Below are 16,044 nucleotides of genomic sequence, written 5' to 3'. Positions count from 1 at the left end.
GTTCACCTGCGCGTCACGTCCGATCCTCCGGGCGGCAACCCGGCGCCGATGGAATCGAAGGGACCCCCTGCACCCCTTTTCCTCAGGAGATCCATGCCCACGCTCAGACGCGTGTTGACGATGACGGCAGCGTGCGCCATCGGCGCAACCGCCCTCATCGCCGCACCAGCAGCCGCCATCGCCGACCCGGACCCGTCAGCAGCAGGCGGCATCCGCATCAACGAGGTCGAATCGTCCGGGGGCACGCCCGGCGACTGGATCGAGTTCACGAACACCGCCTCCACCGCCGTCGCCCTCGACGGCTGGATCGTCCGCGACAACAAGGACGACAGCGTCTACACCTTCCCCGTCGGCACGACGGTGGAGCCCGGCGCCTTCCTCGTCGTCGAGGAGGACGCGCTCGGCTTCGGCCTCGGCAAGGAGGACTCCGTCCGCCTGTTCGACCCGAGCCTCACCCTCGCCGACGACTTCTCGTGGACGCAGCACGCCCAGGTCACCTACGGCGTCCTCGCCGACCGCTCCGGTTGGTCCGAGACCACCCAGTCCACCAAGGGTGCGGCGAACGTCTTCGCGGCCCCCGAGGTCCCGACGACACCGGGCGAGATCCGCATCAACGAGATCGACTCACAGCCCTCCGACTGGGTCGAGTTCTTCAACCCCGGCACCGAGGCCCTCGACATCTCCGGCTATGAGATCCGCGACAACTCCGACGACCACCGCTGGCAGTTCCTGCCCGGCACGTCGATCGCGCCCGGCGAGTTCCTCGTCGTCGAGGAGTCGACCATCGGGCTGTCCGGCGGTTCCGAAGTTGCCTTCCGCGACCCGATCGGCATCGGCAGCGCCGACGAGATCCGCCTGTTCGACGCGAGCGGCACGCTGCTCGACCGCTCCGGCACCTGGTCTGGTCACGCCGCGATCGACGGGGACTTCATCTCGGCGACGCTCGCCCGCTGCCCCGACGGTGAGGGTTCGTTCACGCTCGCCCGCATCACGAAGGGCGCCGCGAACGACTGCGTGCTCCCGAACATCGCGATCAACGAGATCGAGTCGAACGGTGACGCCACCGACTGGGTCGAGATCGTGAACCTCGAGCAGACGGCCGTCGACATCTCCGGCTGGACCCTCATGGACAACGACCCGGTCGGTCACGCCGACCAGACGACTCCGCTGCCCGCCGGCACCGTCCTCCAGCCCGGCGCGTACTTCGTGTTCGACCAGAACGTGGACTTCGTCTTCGGCCTCGGCAACGGCGACACCACCACCGTGCGGAACGCCGCCGGCACCACGGTCGTCGAGCAGGCGTACGCGGCGCACGCCGACGGTGTGCTCGCACGCTGCCCCGACGGCACCGGCGAGTTCGTCGACACCGCCGTCTCCACCAAGGGCCTGCGCAACGCGTGCGGCAACCCCGTGCGCATCAACGAGGTCGAGTCCGACGGCGGATCGCCCGACGACTGGATCGAGCTCGTCAACCCGACCGCCTCTGTGCTCGACGTCGCCGGCATCGTCGTGAAGGACGATGACGACACCCACGCCTACGAGATCCCCGCCGGCACCACCATCGCGCCGTCCGGCTACCTCGTCATCGAGCGCGCTCAGCTCGGCTTCGGTCTCGGCGGCGGCGACACCGTCCGTCTCTTCGAGGGCGACGCGCTGCTCGACTCGACCACCTGGGGCGAGGGTCACGCGGCAACGACCTGGGGTCGCTGCCCTGACATCACGGGCACCTTCGCGGTGACCGCCGAGGCGACCAAGGGTGCTGCGAACCTCTGCGCAGGCGAGATCCCCGTTGGCGCCTGGCCCGGCTCGCCCGACGTGACCGTCATCGACGATGCGCCGATGTTCCTCGAGGACAGCTCCGGCCTCGACACCCAGGTCACCGACCAGGGCGCGTTCCTCTGGGCGGTCGACAACGGCACCGGTTCGTTCTGGAAGCTGGCCATCGCGGCCGACGGGTCGGTCTCCTTCGCCGACGGCTGGGAGGCCGGCAAGCGTGCGCGCTTCCAGAAGGACGCCTCCAACCCCTCCGCTGCGGGCCCCGACACCGAGGGCATCACGGTCGACGGTGACGGCTGGGTGTACCTGGGCGTCGAGCGCGACAACAGCGTCAAGGGCGAGACCCTGAACGCGGTGCTCAAGATGGATCCGAACGCCGCGGGCCCCGACGTCGTCGCCACGCAGGAGTGGGACCTCACGTCCCTCCTGCCGACCGTGGGCGCGAACCTGGGTGTCGAGGCTGTCGAGTGGGTGGCAGACGGAGACCTCGCCGGCAAGCTGTTCGACGACACCACGAAGACGACCTACGACCCGGCCGACTACCCGGGGCACGGAGATGGGCTGTTCTTCGTGGGTGTCGAGGACACCGGTGGGGTCTACGCGTTCGCGCTGAACGCCGATGGTTCCGCGCAGCTCGTCTCGACCATCGACCCCGGTCTCCCGGCGGTCATGGCGCTCGACTACGACACCACTCTCGGTGTCCTGTGGGCCGTGTGCGACGACGGATGCGCCGGGCTGGGTGCGCAGATCACGCTCAACGGCACCGAACAGCCGGCCGTCGCGCACGTCGCGCGACCGGCGGGCCTGCCCGACATCAACAACGAGGGGTTCGCGACCCTGCCGGCTTCGCAGTCGATCGACGGTCAGCGTGCCGCGTTCTGGTTTGCGGACGGCTTCGCGTCGCAGGCGCTGCGTCAGGGTTCGCTGCCTGGCACGACGGTCACACCGCCGACCGGTGGGGTCACCCCGCTGCCGGAGTCTGCGCTGAACGAGGGGAACCGCGGCACGATCACGGTGCCGTCGTCGGCGAAGCCCGGTGAGACGATCACCGTCGGCCTCGGTGCGTCCGGTGCGGGAACGGCCGCCGAGGTGTGGCTGTACTCGACGCCGGAGCGGATCGCTGCGGGCACGGCGAACGCGTCGGGTGACCTCTCGGCGACGATCCCCACGGACGCCCCGCTCGGTGCCCACCGCATCGTGGTCTACGCCGCCGACGGGACGCTGCTCGGTTGGGCGGCGCTGGACGTCGTCGCTGCAGTTGGCTCGGTCGACGGTGGCACGGGTTCGTCCGCTGGTGGTGCGCTCGCGACGACGGGTGCCGAGCTGCCGTTCGGGACGATCGGTGCCGGCGTGCTGCTGCTCCTGCTCGGTGCGGCGCTGCTCGTGGCGCGTGCGCGTCGTCGTGCGGCCTGATGAGCTGACCGTCTGAACGACCTGACGGCCCCGGTCGCGCTTCGTGCGCGGCCGGGGCCTTCGGCGTCCCCCAGCCTGTGTGTGCTGGCGCCAGCGCGGTGCGCTGGTCCGAGCGCGGGTCATTGGCGCGAGCGCGGGTCTCCGGAGGGGCGCGCTCGCGCTAGAGGCCCGCGGTGACGGCGGGTTCGCGTCGCTCGCGCCAGCTCATCGCGCTGGCCAGACCCTTCCCAGAAGAAGTATTGTTCTAGTAGCATTGCAAACATGTTGTTCCGCATCGACCCCGATTCGGCCGTCTCGCTCGCCGAGCAGGTGGCCGTCCAGGTGCGCGCGGGCATCGCTGCCGGCGAGCTCGCGCCGGGGGAGCGGCTCCCTCCGGCCCGCGACCTCGCCACCGGGCTCCGCGTCAACATGCACACGGTCCTCCGTGCGTACGCGCAGCTGCGCGACGACGGCCTGGTCGGCATGCGCCAGGGCCGTGGCGCGTGGGTCCGCGAGGATGCGGCTCCGGGGCTCATCCGTGTGAACGAGCTCGTGGAGGAGCTCGTCGCCGAAGCGCGCAAAGTCGGGCTGTCTCCACAGGAGCTCGGGCGGATGATCGAGCGCTCGCGACCATCGTGACACAATGAAATACCAGCAACCCAGTTCGTTCGACCAACCGCATCAACACGCTCAGGGGGAGCACATGTCCGACACCGCCACGCCGAAACCCACCCGCCTGCGGGCTGTGATCGCCGCGCTCACGATGCTGGTCCCGGCGCTCGCGATCGGGCTGAGCTATCTCGCCTGGGCTCCGGTGCTGCCGGCAGAGGTCGCGTCGCACTGGTCCGGCGCCGGCGCGCCCGACGACAGCCTGCCGACGATGCCCGTCCTCATCACCACGCTCGTCGTCGCGCTCGTCTCGGCGGTCGCCACGATCGTGTTGCTCGCCGTCCCGAGGCCGCAGATGCGCACGAAGCGCATGATCGTGCTCCTCATCGGGCTCGTCGCGGGAATGGCCGCAGCGGTCTGGATCATCCCCACCTGGCTCACGGTGCAGGCCGGCTCAGTCGACGGAGCGGTCCTCGGCCTCTGGATCGTTCCGCTCGCGGTGAGCTCGCTCTGGGGTGTCATCCCCGCGGCGATCCTGCCAGCGCAACCTCTGCACCTGCCGGGTGCGGTGCCCGTGTCGATGGAACTCGGCGAGACGGAGGTCGGCGCGTGGAGTCGCACGATCACGGCGACGATGTTCGCCTGGATGACGGCCGTGGTCGTCGCGCTGACGGCCGCGATCTACATCCCCATCGTGCTGCAGGGCGAGGTCGAGGTCGCCGTGTTCGGACTCGTCGTGATGGTGGCCGCGGCGCTCGTGTGCGCCTCGTTCATCCGACTCCGGGTGAGTGTCGACTGGCGAGGGCTCCGCGTCGTCTCCCTCTTCGGCATCCCCCTCAAGCGGATCCCGCTCGATCGGGTCGACGTGGTCGAGGCGACCGACATCCGTCCGATGGACTGGGGTGGGTGGGGATACCGCGTTATGCCCGGCCGGTCGGCCGTGGTGCTGCGCGCCGGCGCGGGACTTGTGGTGACGACGACCGCCGACAAGCAGTTCGCGATCACGATCGACGAACCCGAGCGGCCGGCCGGCCTGCTGCAGGCGCTCGCGGCGCGCGTCTAGGCGCACGCCGCCTGGCGATTCGTCGGTCAGCGCGGTGCGCTGGACCGAGCGACGGGTAACCGGCTCGGCCGCGCCGGACTGACGCGAGCGCGCCCCTCCGGAGACCCGCGCTCGCGCCAGTGACCCGCGCTCGGTCCAGCGCATCGCGCTGGCAGCACTCATCCCGCTTCCGCCGTCAGCGCCGCATCGTTGCGATGCATGACGCCTGAGGTGCCCGCTGTGGCCAGGAGCGAATACGGTGAAGGCATGAGCGACGTGCGCACCCCGACTGCCCTCCCCACCACGACCATCGGTCCCGCCGACGAGCCCGCGACCGTGGGAGCCATCGGCTACGGGGCGATGTCGATCGCCGGCACGTACGGCGCGATCGCCGATGCCGACGTCACCGCCGTGCTCGATGCCAGCATCGAGGCCGGAGCGAACCTCATCGACACGGCGAACGTCTACGGCGACGGTCGCAGCGAACAGCTCCTCGGGCGCTACCTCGCCGGCCGACGCGATGACGTGGTGCTCGCGTCGAAAGTCGGCATCGTCAACGGTGGCGGCATCGGCAAGCGGGGCATCCGCGGCGACCGCGCGTACATCCACGAGCAGATCGACCTGTCGCTGGGCCGCCTCGGCACCGACCACCTCGACCTCTACTACCAGCACCGCGTCGACCCGAACATCCCCATCGAGGAGACCGTCGGGGCGCTCGCCGAACTCGTCACGGCTGGCAAGATCCGTCGCATCGGTCTGTCCGAGGCCACCGGAGACGAACTCCGTCGCGCACACGCCGTGCACCCCATCGCCGCGATCCAGTCGGAGTGGAGCATCGTGAGCCGCGACATCGAGACCTACGTCGTTCCGACCGCCGCGGAGCTCGGCGTCACCGTCGTGGCCTTCTCGCCGCTGTCACGAGGGCTGTTCACCGACTCCTTCGGCCCCGAAGACGTCCACCTCGGTGGCACCCGAGCGAACTTCCCGAGGTTCCAGCCGGAGCACCTCGGCGCGAACCTCGAGCTCGCGGCGCACTTCCGCAGCCTGGCGCACCGCCTCGGGACGACCTCCGAGGCGCTCGCCATTGCCTGGGTCCACGACCGCGCCGAGCAGCTCGGCGCACGCGTCGTCTCCATCCCCGGCACGAGGAGCGTCGCGCACCTGCACGCGAACTTCGAGGCCCTGCAGCTGGAGCTGAGCGACGAGACGCGCGCCGAGATCGACGGCTACGCCGCACGGGTGAGCGGTCCGCGCGCCTCTGACCCGAACTGGGTCTCCGGCGGTCGCGAAGGTCTCATCTGATCCGACGGGCCAGGAGGAAGCCGAACTCAGCCGGTCGCCGCCGCATCGGTGTCGAGTTGCTTCTCGAAGACGGTTGACGCCCCTCGCCCGGACCGTGAGCGACTGATCGGACCCTGGACTCCTCCGCCGTGCGGCGGGAGACTGGAGCAGAGACGCCGCACTGCGTGGTGCGCGAGGAGGTCTGCCATGGCTCGGATCACTGCGACGGAGAGCATCACGCTCGACGGCGTCATGCAGGGCATCGGGCGGCCCGACGAGGACACCCGCGGCGGGTTCACCGAGGGAGGCTGGGCCGACGGCTACCAGGATGATGTCGCAATGCGGTTCATGAGCGAGGGCATGAGCATGACCGGCGCAATGCTCTTCGGGCACCGAACCTACGAGGACGTCGTCGGGCACTGGGCAGGTGTGACCGAAGCGAACCCGTTCACCGACCACCTGCTGAACGCGACCAAGTACGTGGTGACTCGGTCGTCGGAAACCACGCTCGCGTATCCGAACTCGACACTGCTCGTCGGGGAGGCTGCCGAGACGGTGCGGGCGCTGCGGGACCAGTTCGACGGTGCGCTGTCGATCATCGGGAGTGGCGAGCTGGTGCGCTCCCTGCATGCCGCCGGCCTCATGGACGGCTACGTGTTGCAGATCCACCCGATCGTGCTGGGCTCCGGCGCGAAGCTGTTCGCCGACGGTTCCCGGAGTGACCTGCAACTCGAACGCAGTGTTACGACGACGACCGGGGTGATCATCGCGCAGTACGCCGTGAAGCGCTGAGCGCGGTGCCGTGCGGTGGGTGAGTATGTCGGCGCGGTGCGCTGGTGTGGGCGCGGGGTTGTGGCGCGAGCGCACCTCTCCGGAGCGGCGCGCTCGCGCCAGTGGGGTGCGCTCGCGACGCGCTGCTAGCAGCCGACGGCGACGCTTCCCGGGCGGCACGGCTTGTCGACACCGACCGTCGAGTTGCGCAGGATCGTGATGGTGTGCGCGGTGTCGGTCGGAACGGTGAGCGTGCCGATGACGGGAAGCCACGCGCCGCCTCCGACACGGTACTCGGCGGCGTAGGTGACCTCGGCGGTGATCGTGTTCGTGCCCGGCGTGGTGTAGCGGTGGCTCGTGGGGGTTTTCGAGAACTCCGCCAGACCGAGCGCGGCCCAGCTGTCGCCGCCCGTGGCCGTGGTTGTCGATTCGCCGTCGCCATAGTCGATCGTGTAGCCGAGCGGGATGAAGTTGACCTCTGCAGAGCCACCCAGGAGGGTGCCCGAGCGGACATGCTGTGCGGCATTCGCGATGACGTTCGTGTGCAGCTTCACGATTCCCCACCCGCCCGGCTCCGTCGTGACGGTCGGGGCATCAGGGACGAAGCTCGCGATGTCGCTGATGGTGACGGGCGGAGCGGCTGGCAGGGCCTCGGCGGCCTCGGCCGGGGGTGGGACGAAGATCGTGCATTCCTTGGGGTAGATGATGCTGCACACGGCGGTTTCGCCTCCTGGGCCGATGTTGGAACCTGGCGTTCCGTCTCCGCCCTGCTCCCAATCCGGGTGAGGAGTCCACCCTGGCTCGCCGGGGGATCCGCTGCCCGATCCGTTCGAGCCAGGCTGCGCGATGCTTCCACCGATATCGACCCCGCCCGGACTGACACATCCCCACACGGTGTCGGCTGAACCGCATGTGCTTGCCAGAGCAGGAGTTGGGGCGGCGATGGCAACACCTGTCGCGATGGCGAGTATCAATGCGGCGCGTTTCAGCGCGGTGCTTATCTGCATGAGGAGTCTCCTTCTTCGGCTTCTTTCGCGGTGATGGTGAACGCTTGAGGCGCGCTCGACGTGAGGCCGATCGAGACGTTGAAACCTACGGCTTCCGGTCGGCCTTCGGGCACCTGTGAAATGCCGTCTGCAGTCTGGACGTCGACGCCAGAGATGACTTCGCATGCGAACATCTGCGCTACGACGCCGAGCGCATCGGGGTGCTTGTAGTACTCGCGAAGCTTGGGCTCGGAGAGCACGATGTCTCCGACCGTGTGAAAGCCACGGTCGAGCATGCGCGCAAATGACTCTCTTTCAATGTCCGCCACCTCGGCGGACACGACCGCGTCGATCCTCTCGGGATTCGAACCGCCGTCGTGAAGAATCTGGTTCGCGACGTCGAGGTAGGCCTGATATGTGGCTACTGTCGCCGCAAGCGCCTCCTCCTCGTTCGCGAACACGGGTTCGGTCGTCGAGGTCGGCGTGGGTGGGGTGATTTCGCCGCCGGTGCAGGCGGTGAGGGCGAAGAGTGAGAGCGCGAGAGGGGCGGTCGCACGCGACCATCGACGGAGATGAATTGGCATGCCCTCGACGCTAGGTGTCGTGCGCGCGTGGAATCGAGTTATCCACAGAGCAGATGTACCCCGAAAGCGATCCTGGCCAGCACTTTAAGCTTCACGTGTTGCCCAACGTCTCCGGCGCCAGCGCGATGCGCTGGCTCGGCCGCGGGTCACTGGCGCGTGCGCGGGCCTCCGGAGACCCGCGCTCGCGCCAGTGGCCCGCGCTCGGTTCAGCGCATCGCGCTGGCCTCCAGAGAACGGGTGACTGCTTCGAGGCGGGGGGAGGAGAGCAGGCCGAGGTGGTAGAGGTAGGCGTGGTCGACGAACGCGATCGTCGACGGCCAGCGCTCGGCGATCGTCTCCGGCGTCTCAGGCGGAAGCGCCGGCAGGTACACCGCGAGCGATGCACCCCCAGCCATGGCACGCAGCTCTGCTCGACGATCGTCATCCGCGCCCAGCAGCTCATGCCCGGGCAGCACCAGCTCGTCGACGAGCGATGCCTCCGGGAACAGTGCCGCGAACGGACCCGTCGCCCACGGGTCGGGCGAAGCGTGCACCGTCACCCGCGCGATGCCCGCCGCCCGCACAGCAGCTACCGTCGCCTCGAGCAACGCACGACGCGCTGCTGAGCGAACCATCAGGACGGCCGCCGCATCGGTCAGGACGTCGTCGGGGGAGGACGCATCCGCGGCAGTCGCACCGACCGCCGCACGGATCTCGGTCCGCGACCGCTCGACGTCGGCCCCGAACGAACCGAGGGCGATGACGCACGCTGCGCAGAAGCACACCGACAGCAGCGCCTCGTCGAGCGCACTCCAATCGGCACCCTGCGTCTTCTCATGGTGCCCGAGGTGGCCGACGCCGAGTGGGCCGCACGCCTCGAGCATCACCCCGTCGAGCGGTGCGGCCGCGACGACCTCCTGCACGAGCCGGGTCGCATACTCGCGCACCTCCACCGAACTCGGGCAGAGCGCGTACGGGTAGACCTCGCCGAACGCGTTCGTCACGCACACATCAGGTGCCGAAGCGCCGACGATGCTCGAATGGGTCAGCACGATCCACGCCTCGACCCGGAGCCCGCCGGCTCGCGCGACCTCGGCCGCCCGCCCGAACGCGTCCTCGCCCGCCCATGCCGCGCCGCTCGTCGGTCGCAGCCGCGCCGCGGCCCATGCCTCGTCGCGCACCGGGACGTAGAGGGCCGCGTGGGCTGCATCGACGATCCGATGCTCCGGGTGCAGCGGTGTCGCCGCGCGCACCGAGTGATACGCGGCGGCGATCGCGACACCCGTCGCGCCGCTCGCCCGCACCCTCCCGACGACCCCGGGGTCGCCGAGGAGGTCCCACGGGTACGCGCACCAGGTCGCCGCGGTCATGCGAGTCGACCGATCGCCGTAGCCGTGACGGCTGTTGCAGCCGCAGCCGCTCCCGCCGCCACCACCCGCGGACGGGTCCCGACCGCGTGCAGCACCGCGGTCATCGGACGCCCGCGGTGCGCAGCTGCGCGGCGAGCTCTGCCGCGTTCCGCCTGATGATTTCGGCGACGCGCGCGATCTCGGCGCCGTCGGCACGGTCGATGGGGATCGAGCAGCTGATCGCGTCGGTCGCGGGGATCCGGTACGGCACGACGGCGGCCACACAGCTCACGCCGAGGGTGTTCTCCTCGCGTTCCACCGCGAACCCTGCTGCTCGCGCGGCTTCGAGGTCGCGACCGAGCGCGGTCGGGTCGGTCAGGGTGTGCGCGGTGAGCGCGGGGAGGGTGCCGGTGCCGATCTCCTCCTCGCGTTCGACCTCGCTGAGTTCGGCGAGCAGCGCCTTGCCGAGCGCCGTCGCGTTCGCCGGCAGCATGCGGCCGACCCGCGACGCCGTGCGATGCGATTCCGAGGTCTCCCGCGTCGACAGGTACAGCACGTCGCCGCGCTCGCGGCGCGCGTAGTGGGTCGTGTATCCGCTCTCGCTCCGCACCCGTTCCAGGGTCGCGGCGGCGAGCGGCAGTGCGGCGTCGCGGTCCAGGTAGGAGGTGCCGACGACGAGTGCCTGGGTCCCGACGGCGACCATGCTGCCGTCGCTGCTGAACTCCACCCAGCCCGACGCACCCATCGTGTGCAGCAGCTGGTGCAGACTCGAACGGGGGAATCCGGTCAATCGGTGCAGTTCGGTGACGGGCATCGGGCCACCGGCCGCCGACATCGTCTCGAGCAGCTGCAGCGTCCGCTCGGCCGACTTCACCGGCTTGCCCACCGTGCGTTCCTCCGATGACATGCTCACCAGGGCACCCCCAATTCGTGTTCCGGATCGGCGAATGCTCCGCCGATGAGTCCGTTGCCGACCTCGTCGGGCTCGCCGACCTCACCGGCGACGAACTCCGCATCATCCACAGGGTAGTAACCGATGCCCTGACCGTCCGAGAGGTCGAACCATGCCCGCGTGTTGGCGGAGATGGCCCACACCGTGTGCGAGCCGGGGGCGTCGAGTGCTGCGGTGGCCTCGATGAGGCGGACGAGGTCGGGGAACGACAGCCAGGTGGACAGTGAGCGCACGTTGTTCGGTCGGACTTCTGCCGTGCCGATCCGCGCACTGACGACACGCATGGCATGGCGGTCGGCGTAGACGGCACCGAGGGCCTCCATCGCGACCTTGCCGACGCCGTACAGACTGTCCGGTCGCGGTTCGAGTGCGCGGACCGGGGTGGTGGGCACCGGGTGGTAGCCGACCGCGTGCGTGGAACTCGCGAGGAGCACGTGACGGACACCGGCGCGATGGGCGGCGTCGAGGACGAGGCGGGTGCCGTCGATGTTCACCCGTGCGATGTCCTCCCACGTCTGCTCGCGACTGTAGCCACCGAAGTGGACGACGAGGTGGACGCCGTCGAGGGCGTCCGCGAGCACGTCGGGATCGGTGAAGGAGCCGGTGACCACGCGCTCGCCCGGGCGTGCGTCGATCGGTGCCAGGTCGAGCAGGACCAGCTCGTGGCCGCGCTCCAGGAGAAGGGGGCGGACACCGGTTCCGGCGAGCCCGGCGGCTCCGGTGATGAGTATGCGGGTGGGGACGTGCACGAGCTTCGCCTTTCGGATCCGGTCTCGCAGACCTTTGACATCTTCGTCGAACGTTGCCTACTATAGCGGAAGCATTCACGTAGGTGTGATGCATTCACATATATAAATGGAGATTCAATGATGAAGACTCGAACCGTCCGGTCCGGTGTCGCTCTTGCGATCACCGTCGGCATGGTCGGCACCCTCGCCGCCTGCTCGACCTCGGGCAGCTCCAGCAGTGATGACCAGAGCCTCGAGGTCTGGACCCGCAGTGCCGCCGAATCGGCTGCCAGCTACCAGCTGGTGTTCGACGCCTTCACCGAGAAGACCGGCATCAAGATCGACTACAAGCCGGTCACCGAATTCGACACGCAGCTGCAGGCCCGCGCCGGACAGAAGGACCTCCCCGACGTCCTCATCAACGACGCCGGCTCCCTCGGCAACTACGTCTCCCAGGGCTTCCTCCTCCCCATCGACCGCACGTCGATCGCCGGGAACGACCAGATCAGCGACGCCACCTGGGAGGAGAACGTCGGGACCGACGGCGAGACCTATGGCGTGCCGTGGTCGCGCCAGGCCAACGTGACCATCATCCGCAAGGACTGGCGCGAGAAGCTCGGCCTCGCGGTACCCACCACGTGGGACGAGCTCACCGCGCTCGGCGAGGCCTTCGCGACGCAGGACCCGGACGGCAACGGCGTCGCAGACACCTACGGCATGGTCGTCCCCGGCAGCGCGCAGAACGGTTACTCCATCCGTTGGGGCGCCTCCTACATCTTCCAGGCCGGAGGGGGCCTGCTGGAGAACAACGGCGACGGGACGTACACCTCGGTCGTGAACTCGCCCGAGACGGAGACCGCTGTCGAGTGGATGCGCGCACAGTTCTGCACGCCCGGTGTGGTCGTGCCCGGCTCGATCAACCTGACCACCGCGGACACCCCGTTCTTCGCGCAGGGCATCGCCGGCATCTACCAGACGGGTCCGTACAACATCAGCTCCTTCGACACCGCGGTCGGCGCCGAGAACGTCGAGGTCATCGCGATGCCCGCGGGTCCCGACGGCGGCGTGACAAGCCTCGCCGAGGGCGAGAACATCTACTTCGGTGCGAGTTCGAAGAAGGCGGACCTGCAGAAGCAGCTCGCCGAGTTCCTGATCACGCCAGAGGCGCAGGAGCTCGCGATGAAGGTCGAGAAGACCGACTCCGGTGTCGTCACCCAGCCGGTCGTGCGCCTGCCCGTCAACCAGAACGTCGACGTCGCAGCGGTGAAGGACGACCCGCGTTGGGACGTCGTCGCCGACGCGTACAGCGACTCGCAGTACTTCCCCTACGCGATCGACTTCCTGCCGTTCCGTCAGATCGCCGGTGACGAACTGAACGCCCTCCTGGCCGACTGCAGCAGCGACATCCCCGCGGGCCTCGAGGCCATCGACGCCGGCTTCGTCGCGGAGCTCGACAACCAGGGTCTGTCTCGGTGACGACCCTCAGCACCGGTCCGGTCGTCCCGGTGGAGCGCCCCGCGCGTCCCACCGGGTCGGTCGGCCGTCCCCCGCAGCGTCGGCGCCGCTTCACGCGTCGCACGCTCATCCCCTGGCTGTTCCTCGTGCCGGGTCTCCTCCTCGGAGTGATCTTCAAGTTCGGCCCGATGGTCGAGGGCATCAGGATGAGCTTCGTGAAGGTGCAGCCGTTCCTCGGCGACGTCTTCATCGGTTTCGACAACTACGCGAAGGTGCTCGCCGATCAGCGGTTCATGGACGCCCTCGCGCACACCGTCCTCATCGGCGGCGGACAGACGATCGGCGCCCTGATCCTCGGCACCGCGCTCGCCCTCCTGCTCGAGGGCACCACGCGCCGACTCTGGTTCGTGCGCACGGCCGTGTTCCTCCCCGTCGTCACCGCGGTCGCGGTCGTCGGCGAGATCTGGCGCATCCTGCTGTTCCCCACCGAGTCCGGTTTCGTGAACAGCATCCTCGGCATGGTCGGGATCGACGCTCAGGGGTTCCTGAGCGACCCGAACACGGCCCTCGGTTACGTCATGGTCGTCGGCATGTGGATCTCCGCGCCCTACAACATGGTGATCATCCTCGCCGGTCTCGCCGGCATCGACCGCTCGCTCTACGAGTCGGCGGCCGTCGACGGCGTCACCACCCGGCAGCGCCTGCGCTACATCGTGCTGCCCGCACTGCGACCGGCCCTCAGCGTCGTCCTGACGCTCGCCGCCATCCGCAGCCTGCGCATCTTCACCGAGGTCTACGTCCTCACGGGTGGTGGTCCGGCCGGTTCCACCGAGGTCTGGATGACCCGTGTCTACTCCCTCGGCTTCAAGAGCAACGACCTCGGTGTGGCGTCCGCCGCCTCCGTGCTCCTGCTCATCACGACACTCGTGCTCACCGTCGCGGTCCGCATGCTGTCGAACCGGAAGGAGCGGACGCGATGAGCGTGCTCAACGAACCGCGCAAGACCGTCAAGCGTGTCAGCACGGAGGGGCAGTTCGACAGCGCCCTCGGTTGGAAGCCGGGATGGCGTGCGAGCAACGTCCTGCGCTTCGTGCTGTGCGCGGCCGTGTTCTTCATCTTCGCGGCGCCGTTCGTGCTCATCGCCTCCGGGGCGTTCGACGCGTCGGGCAACTCCACGACCCTGAACTTCTTCCCGACGAACCCGTCGCTCGAACCGTGGAAGCTCGCCGGCGACCGCGGGATCTGGGGCTACTACCTCAACTCCGTCATCATCGTCGGCGGCGGCCTCGTGCTCCAGATCGCCATCGCGATCCTCACCTCCTATGCGCTCGCGCGGCACCGTTTCCGCGGGCAGTCGTTCGTGCTCCTGCTGTTCCTGCTCACGATGATGCTGCCGGAGGAGGTCATCGCGATCCCGCTGTCGCAGGTCATCGGTGACGTCGGCGGGCTCGGGCTCATCAACCTCCGCGGCACCCCGTGGGGCGTGATCCTGCCGGTGGCGGTGTGGGGCTTCTCCATCCTGCTCATGACCGAGTTCATGAAGGAGATCCCGCTCGAGATCGAGGAGGCCGCCCGCCTCGACGGCATCGGCGAGCTCCGGATGCTGTGGACGATCATCCTGCCGCTGTGCAAGCCCGTCCTCGGCGTCGTGACCATCTTCGGCTTCATGATGATCTGGGACCAGTACCTGCTCCCGCTCATCGCCGCCGACGATCCGAGCGACTACACGCTCACCGTCGCGCTGAGCGTCCTGCGCTCCGACGCCCAGGTGGGCTCCGGTGTGCTCCTCGTCGGTGCGCTCCTCGCCCTGCTCCCCAGCCTCATCATCTACCTGCTCATGCAGAAGTCGCTCATCCGAGGCATCACCTCGGGCGCGACGAAGGGATAACCGAATGATCATCCGTGATGTCATCATCACCCCGATCGCCTTCCGCGATCCGCCGCTGCTGAACTCCGACGGCGTCCACGAACGGCTCGCGCTCCGCAACATCGTGCAGTTGGTCGTCGACGGCGGTGTGGTCGGGCTCGGCGAGGGCTCAGGTGGCGAGGAGGTGACCGAGCGCCTGCTCGCCGTCCGTGACGCGGTCATCGGGAAGAGCGTGTTCGACCTCCACGGCATCGAGGCCGCGGTGAACGCCGTCTTCGGTGGCGACGAGGGGCCGCTCGACCGCCGGGCACGCCGGGTCGTGTACTCGCCGCTCGACGTCGCCGCGCACGACGCGCAGGGCAAGATCGTCGGTCTGCCCGTCAGTGAACTGCTCGGTGGTGCCGTGCGCGACGCCGTGCCGTACAGCGCGTACCTGTTCTACAAGTGGGCGGAGCACCCGGCACTCGACGGCGAGGCCGCGACCGGTGACGAGTGGGGCGAGGCGATCGACCCCGACGGGATCGTGCGCCAGGCGCGTGCCCTCATCGACCGCTACGGGTTCCGCTCCATCAAGCTGAAGGCCGGCGTGTTCCCGCCGGAGCAGGAGATCGCCGCGATCCGGGCGCTCGCCGAAGCCTTCCCCGGCCTCCCCCTGCGCATCGACCCGAACGGGGCCTGGACGCACGAGACCGCGGTGCACGTCGCCCGCGAGCTGGAGCCGGTGCTCGAGTACCTCGAGGACCCGGTGCTCGGCATCGACGGCATGGCCGCCGTGTCCCGGGAGACCCCGCTGCCACTCGCGACGAACATGTGCGTCGTCACCTTCGAGCAGCTCAAGGAGGGTTTCGCGAAGGACGCCGTCCAGATCGTGCTGTCGGACCACCACTACTGGGGCGGTCTCGCCCACACCCGTGAGCTCGCCGCGATGTGCTCGGCCTGGGGCGTCGGACTGTCGATGCACTCGAACTCGCACCTCGGCATCTCGCTCGCGGCGATGACGCACGTGGCCGCCGCGAGCCCGGAGCTGTCGTACGCCTGCGACACGCACTACCCGTGGAACCGCGGCGACGACATCGTCCGTCCCGGTGCGCTCGAGATCGTCGACGGTTCGATCGCCGTCCCGCGGGCCCCCGGCCTCGGAGTCGAGCTCGACCCGGACGCCCTCGAACGACAGCACCAGGTGTACCTGGCGTCCGGCCGCACCCGCCGCGACGACACCGGATACATGCGCCGCATCCAGCCCGACTACTCACCGACTCTGCCGAGGTTCTGA

At 69.1% G+C, this 16,044-nt stretch carries 14 protein-coding genes; 9 read left to right on the top strand and 5 right to left on the bottom strand.

The genetic code is table 11. The features are described 5' to 3' along the window. Positions 1–93 precede the first annotated feature (93 nt). The 5 genes from KXS11_RS08750 (at position 94) to KXS11_RS08730 (ending at position 6,892) form a co-directional block, all read left to right on the top strand. Positions 94–3,189 (top strand): lamin tail domain-containing protein, encoded by a 3,096-nt coding sequence (locus tag KXS11_RS08750; protein ID WP_437385172.1) that lies wholly within the window; start codon positions 94–96, stop codon positions 3,187–3,189. 261 nt (positions 3,190–3,450) lie between these two features. After that, positions 3,451–3,807, top strand: a complete 357-nt coding sequence (locus tag KXS11_RS08745) for a GntR family transcriptional regulator (RefSeq protein ID WP_437385171.1) — start codon at positions 3,451–3,453, stop codon at positions 3,805–3,807. A 64-nt stretch (positions 3,808–3,871) separates the two neighbouring features. Beyond that, positions 3,872–4,840, top strand: a complete 969-nt coding sequence (locus KXS11_RS08740; protein WP_437385170.1) for a hypothetical protein — start codon at positions 3,872–3,874, stop codon at positions 4,838–4,840. A gap of 246 nt (positions 4,841–5,086) precedes the next feature. Further along, the gene (locus tag KXS11_RS08735) at positions 5,087–6,121 is read left to right on the top strand and encodes an aldo/keto reductase (protein ID WP_437385169.1); all 1,035 of its coding nucleotides are present in this window, start codon (positions 5,087–5,089) and stop codon (positions 6,119–6,121) included. A gap of 186 nt (positions 6,122–6,307) precedes the next feature. Then, positions 6,308–6,892 (top strand): dihydrofolate reductase family protein, encoded by a 585-nt coding sequence (locus KXS11_RS08730; RefSeq protein ID WP_437385168.1) that lies wholly within the window; start codon positions 6,308–6,310, stop codon positions 6,890–6,892. A gap of 125 nt (positions 6,893–7,017) precedes the next feature. Here KXS11_RS08730 and KXS11_RS08725 read toward each other — a convergent pair whose 3' ends face one another. The 5 genes from KXS11_RS08725 to KXS11_RS08705 all read right to left on the bottom strand — a co-directional run bounded on the left by KXS11_RS08725 (position 7,018) and on the right by KXS11_RS08705 (position 11,470). After that, complete coding sequence (locus KXS11_RS08725) at positions 7,018–7,587, bottom strand: PKD domain-containing protein (RefSeq protein WP_437385167.1); 570 nt, start codon at positions 7,585–7,587, stop codon at positions 7,018–7,020. Between the two features lie 281 nt (positions 7,588–7,868). After that, on the bottom strand, positions 7,869–8,441 hold the full coding sequence (locus KXS11_RS08720; RefSeq protein ID WP_437385166.1) for a hypothetical protein: 573 nt from the start codon (positions 8,439–8,441) through the stop codon (positions 7,869–7,871). 206 nt (positions 8,442–8,647) lie between these two features. Beyond that, on the bottom strand, positions 8,648–9,790 hold the full coding sequence (locus KXS11_RS08715; protein ID WP_437385165.1) for a hypothetical protein: 1,143 nt from the start codon (positions 9,788–9,790) through the stop codon (positions 8,648–8,650). A gap of 100 nt (positions 9,791–9,890) precedes the next feature. Continuing rightward, positions 9,891–10,676, bottom strand: a complete 786-nt coding sequence (locus KXS11_RS08710) for an IclR family transcriptional regulator (protein WP_437385495.1) — start codon at positions 10,674–10,676, stop codon at positions 9,891–9,893. Between the two features lie 2 nt (positions 10,677–10,678). Next, the gene (locus KXS11_RS08705; protein ID WP_437385164.1) at positions 10,679–11,470 is read right to left on the bottom strand and encodes an NAD-dependent epimerase/dehydratase family protein; all 792 of its coding nucleotides are present in this window, start codon (positions 11,468–11,470) and stop codon (positions 10,679–10,681) included. A 117-nt stretch (positions 11,471–11,587) separates the two neighbouring features. On the opposite strand from KXS11_RS08705, the gene KXS11_RS08700 reads away from it, so the two are divergent. From KXS11_RS08700 to KXS11_RS08685, 4 genes are read left to right on the top strand one after another with little or no spacing between them, the layout of a single operon-like run. Next, positions 11,588–12,925: a sugar ABC transporter substrate-binding protein gene (locus tag KXS11_RS08700; protein WP_437385163.1), complete on the top strand. Its 1,338-nt coding sequence runs from the start codon at positions 11,588–11,590 to the stop codon at positions 12,923–12,925. Next, positions 12,922–13,884 carry a carbohydrate ABC transporter permease gene (locus tag KXS11_RS08695; RefSeq protein WP_437385162.1) on the top strand — a complete coding sequence of 321 codons (963 nt, stop codon included), beginning with the start codon at positions 12,922–12,924 and terminating at the stop codon, positions 13,882–13,884. The genes KXS11_RS08700 and KXS11_RS08695 overlap by 4 nt, the downstream gene beginning before the upstream one ends. Beyond that, positions 13,881–14,792 carry a carbohydrate ABC transporter permease gene (locus tag KXS11_RS08690; protein ID WP_437385161.1) on the top strand — a complete coding sequence of 304 codons (912 nt, stop codon included), beginning with the start codon at positions 13,881–13,883 and terminating at the stop codon, positions 14,790–14,792. The genes KXS11_RS08695 and KXS11_RS08690 overlap by 4 nt, the downstream gene beginning before the upstream one ends. A 4-nt stretch (positions 14,793–14,796) precedes the next feature. After that, positions 14,797–16,044 (top strand): enolase C-terminal domain-like protein, encoded by a 1,248-nt coding sequence (locus KXS11_RS08685; RefSeq protein ID WP_437385160.1) that lies wholly within the window; start codon positions 14,797–14,799, stop codon positions 16,042–16,044.

The organism is Plantibacter flavus (assembly GCF_051487245.1).
Lineage (GTDB): Bacteria > Actinomycetota > Actinomycetes > Actinomycetales > Microbacteriaceae > Plantibacter > Plantibacter flavus_B.
Note: the sequence above shows the minus strand (reverse complement) of the source record. Positions and strands in the feature narration are given on the sequence as shown.

Bases quoted from the DNA above. Each gene is read 5' to 3' on its own strand.
- KXS11_RS08720 (WP_437385166.1), bottom strand. From the start codon at position 8,441: ATGCCAATTCATCTCCGTCGATGGTCGCGTGCGACCGCCCCTCTCGCG.
- KXS11_RS08715 (WP_437385165.1), bottom strand. From the start codon at position 9,790: ATGACCGCGGCGACCTGGTGCGCGTACCCGTGGGACCTCCTCGGCGAC.
- KXS11_RS08700 (WP_437385163.1), top strand. From the start codon at position 11,588: ATGATGAAGACTCGAACCGTCCGGTCCGGTGTCGCTCTTGCGATCACC.
- KXS11_RS08710 (WP_437385495.1), bottom strand. From the start codon at position 10,676: ATGTCATCGGAGGAACGCACGGTGGGCAAGCCGGTGAAGTCGGCCGAG.
- KXS11_RS08740 (WP_437385170.1), top strand. From the start codon at position 3,872: ATGTCCGACACCGCCACGCCGAAACCCACCCGCCTGCGGGCTGTGATC.
- KXS11_RS08735 (WP_437385169.1), top strand. From the start codon at position 5,087: ATGAGCGACGTGCGCACCCCGACTGCCCTCCCCACCACGACCATCGGT.
- KXS11_RS08730 (WP_437385168.1), top strand. From the start codon at position 6,308: ATGGCTCGGATCACTGCGACGGAGAGCATCACGCTCGACGGCGTCATG.
- KXS11_RS08750 (WP_437385172.1), top strand. From the start codon at position 94: ATGCCCACGCTCAGACGCGTGTTGACGATGACGGCAGCGTGCGCCATC.
- KXS11_RS08685 (WP_437385160.1), top strand. From the start codon at position 14,797: ATGATCATCCGTGATGTCATCATCACCCCGATCGCCTTCCGCGATCCG.
- KXS11_RS08690 (WP_437385161.1), top strand. From the start codon at position 13,881: ATGAGCGTGCTCAACGAACCGCGCAAGACCGTCAAGCGTGTCAGCACG.
- KXS11_RS08745 (WP_437385171.1), top strand. From the start codon at position 3,451: ATGTTGTTCCGCATCGACCCCGATTCGGCCGTCTCGCTCGCCGAGCAG.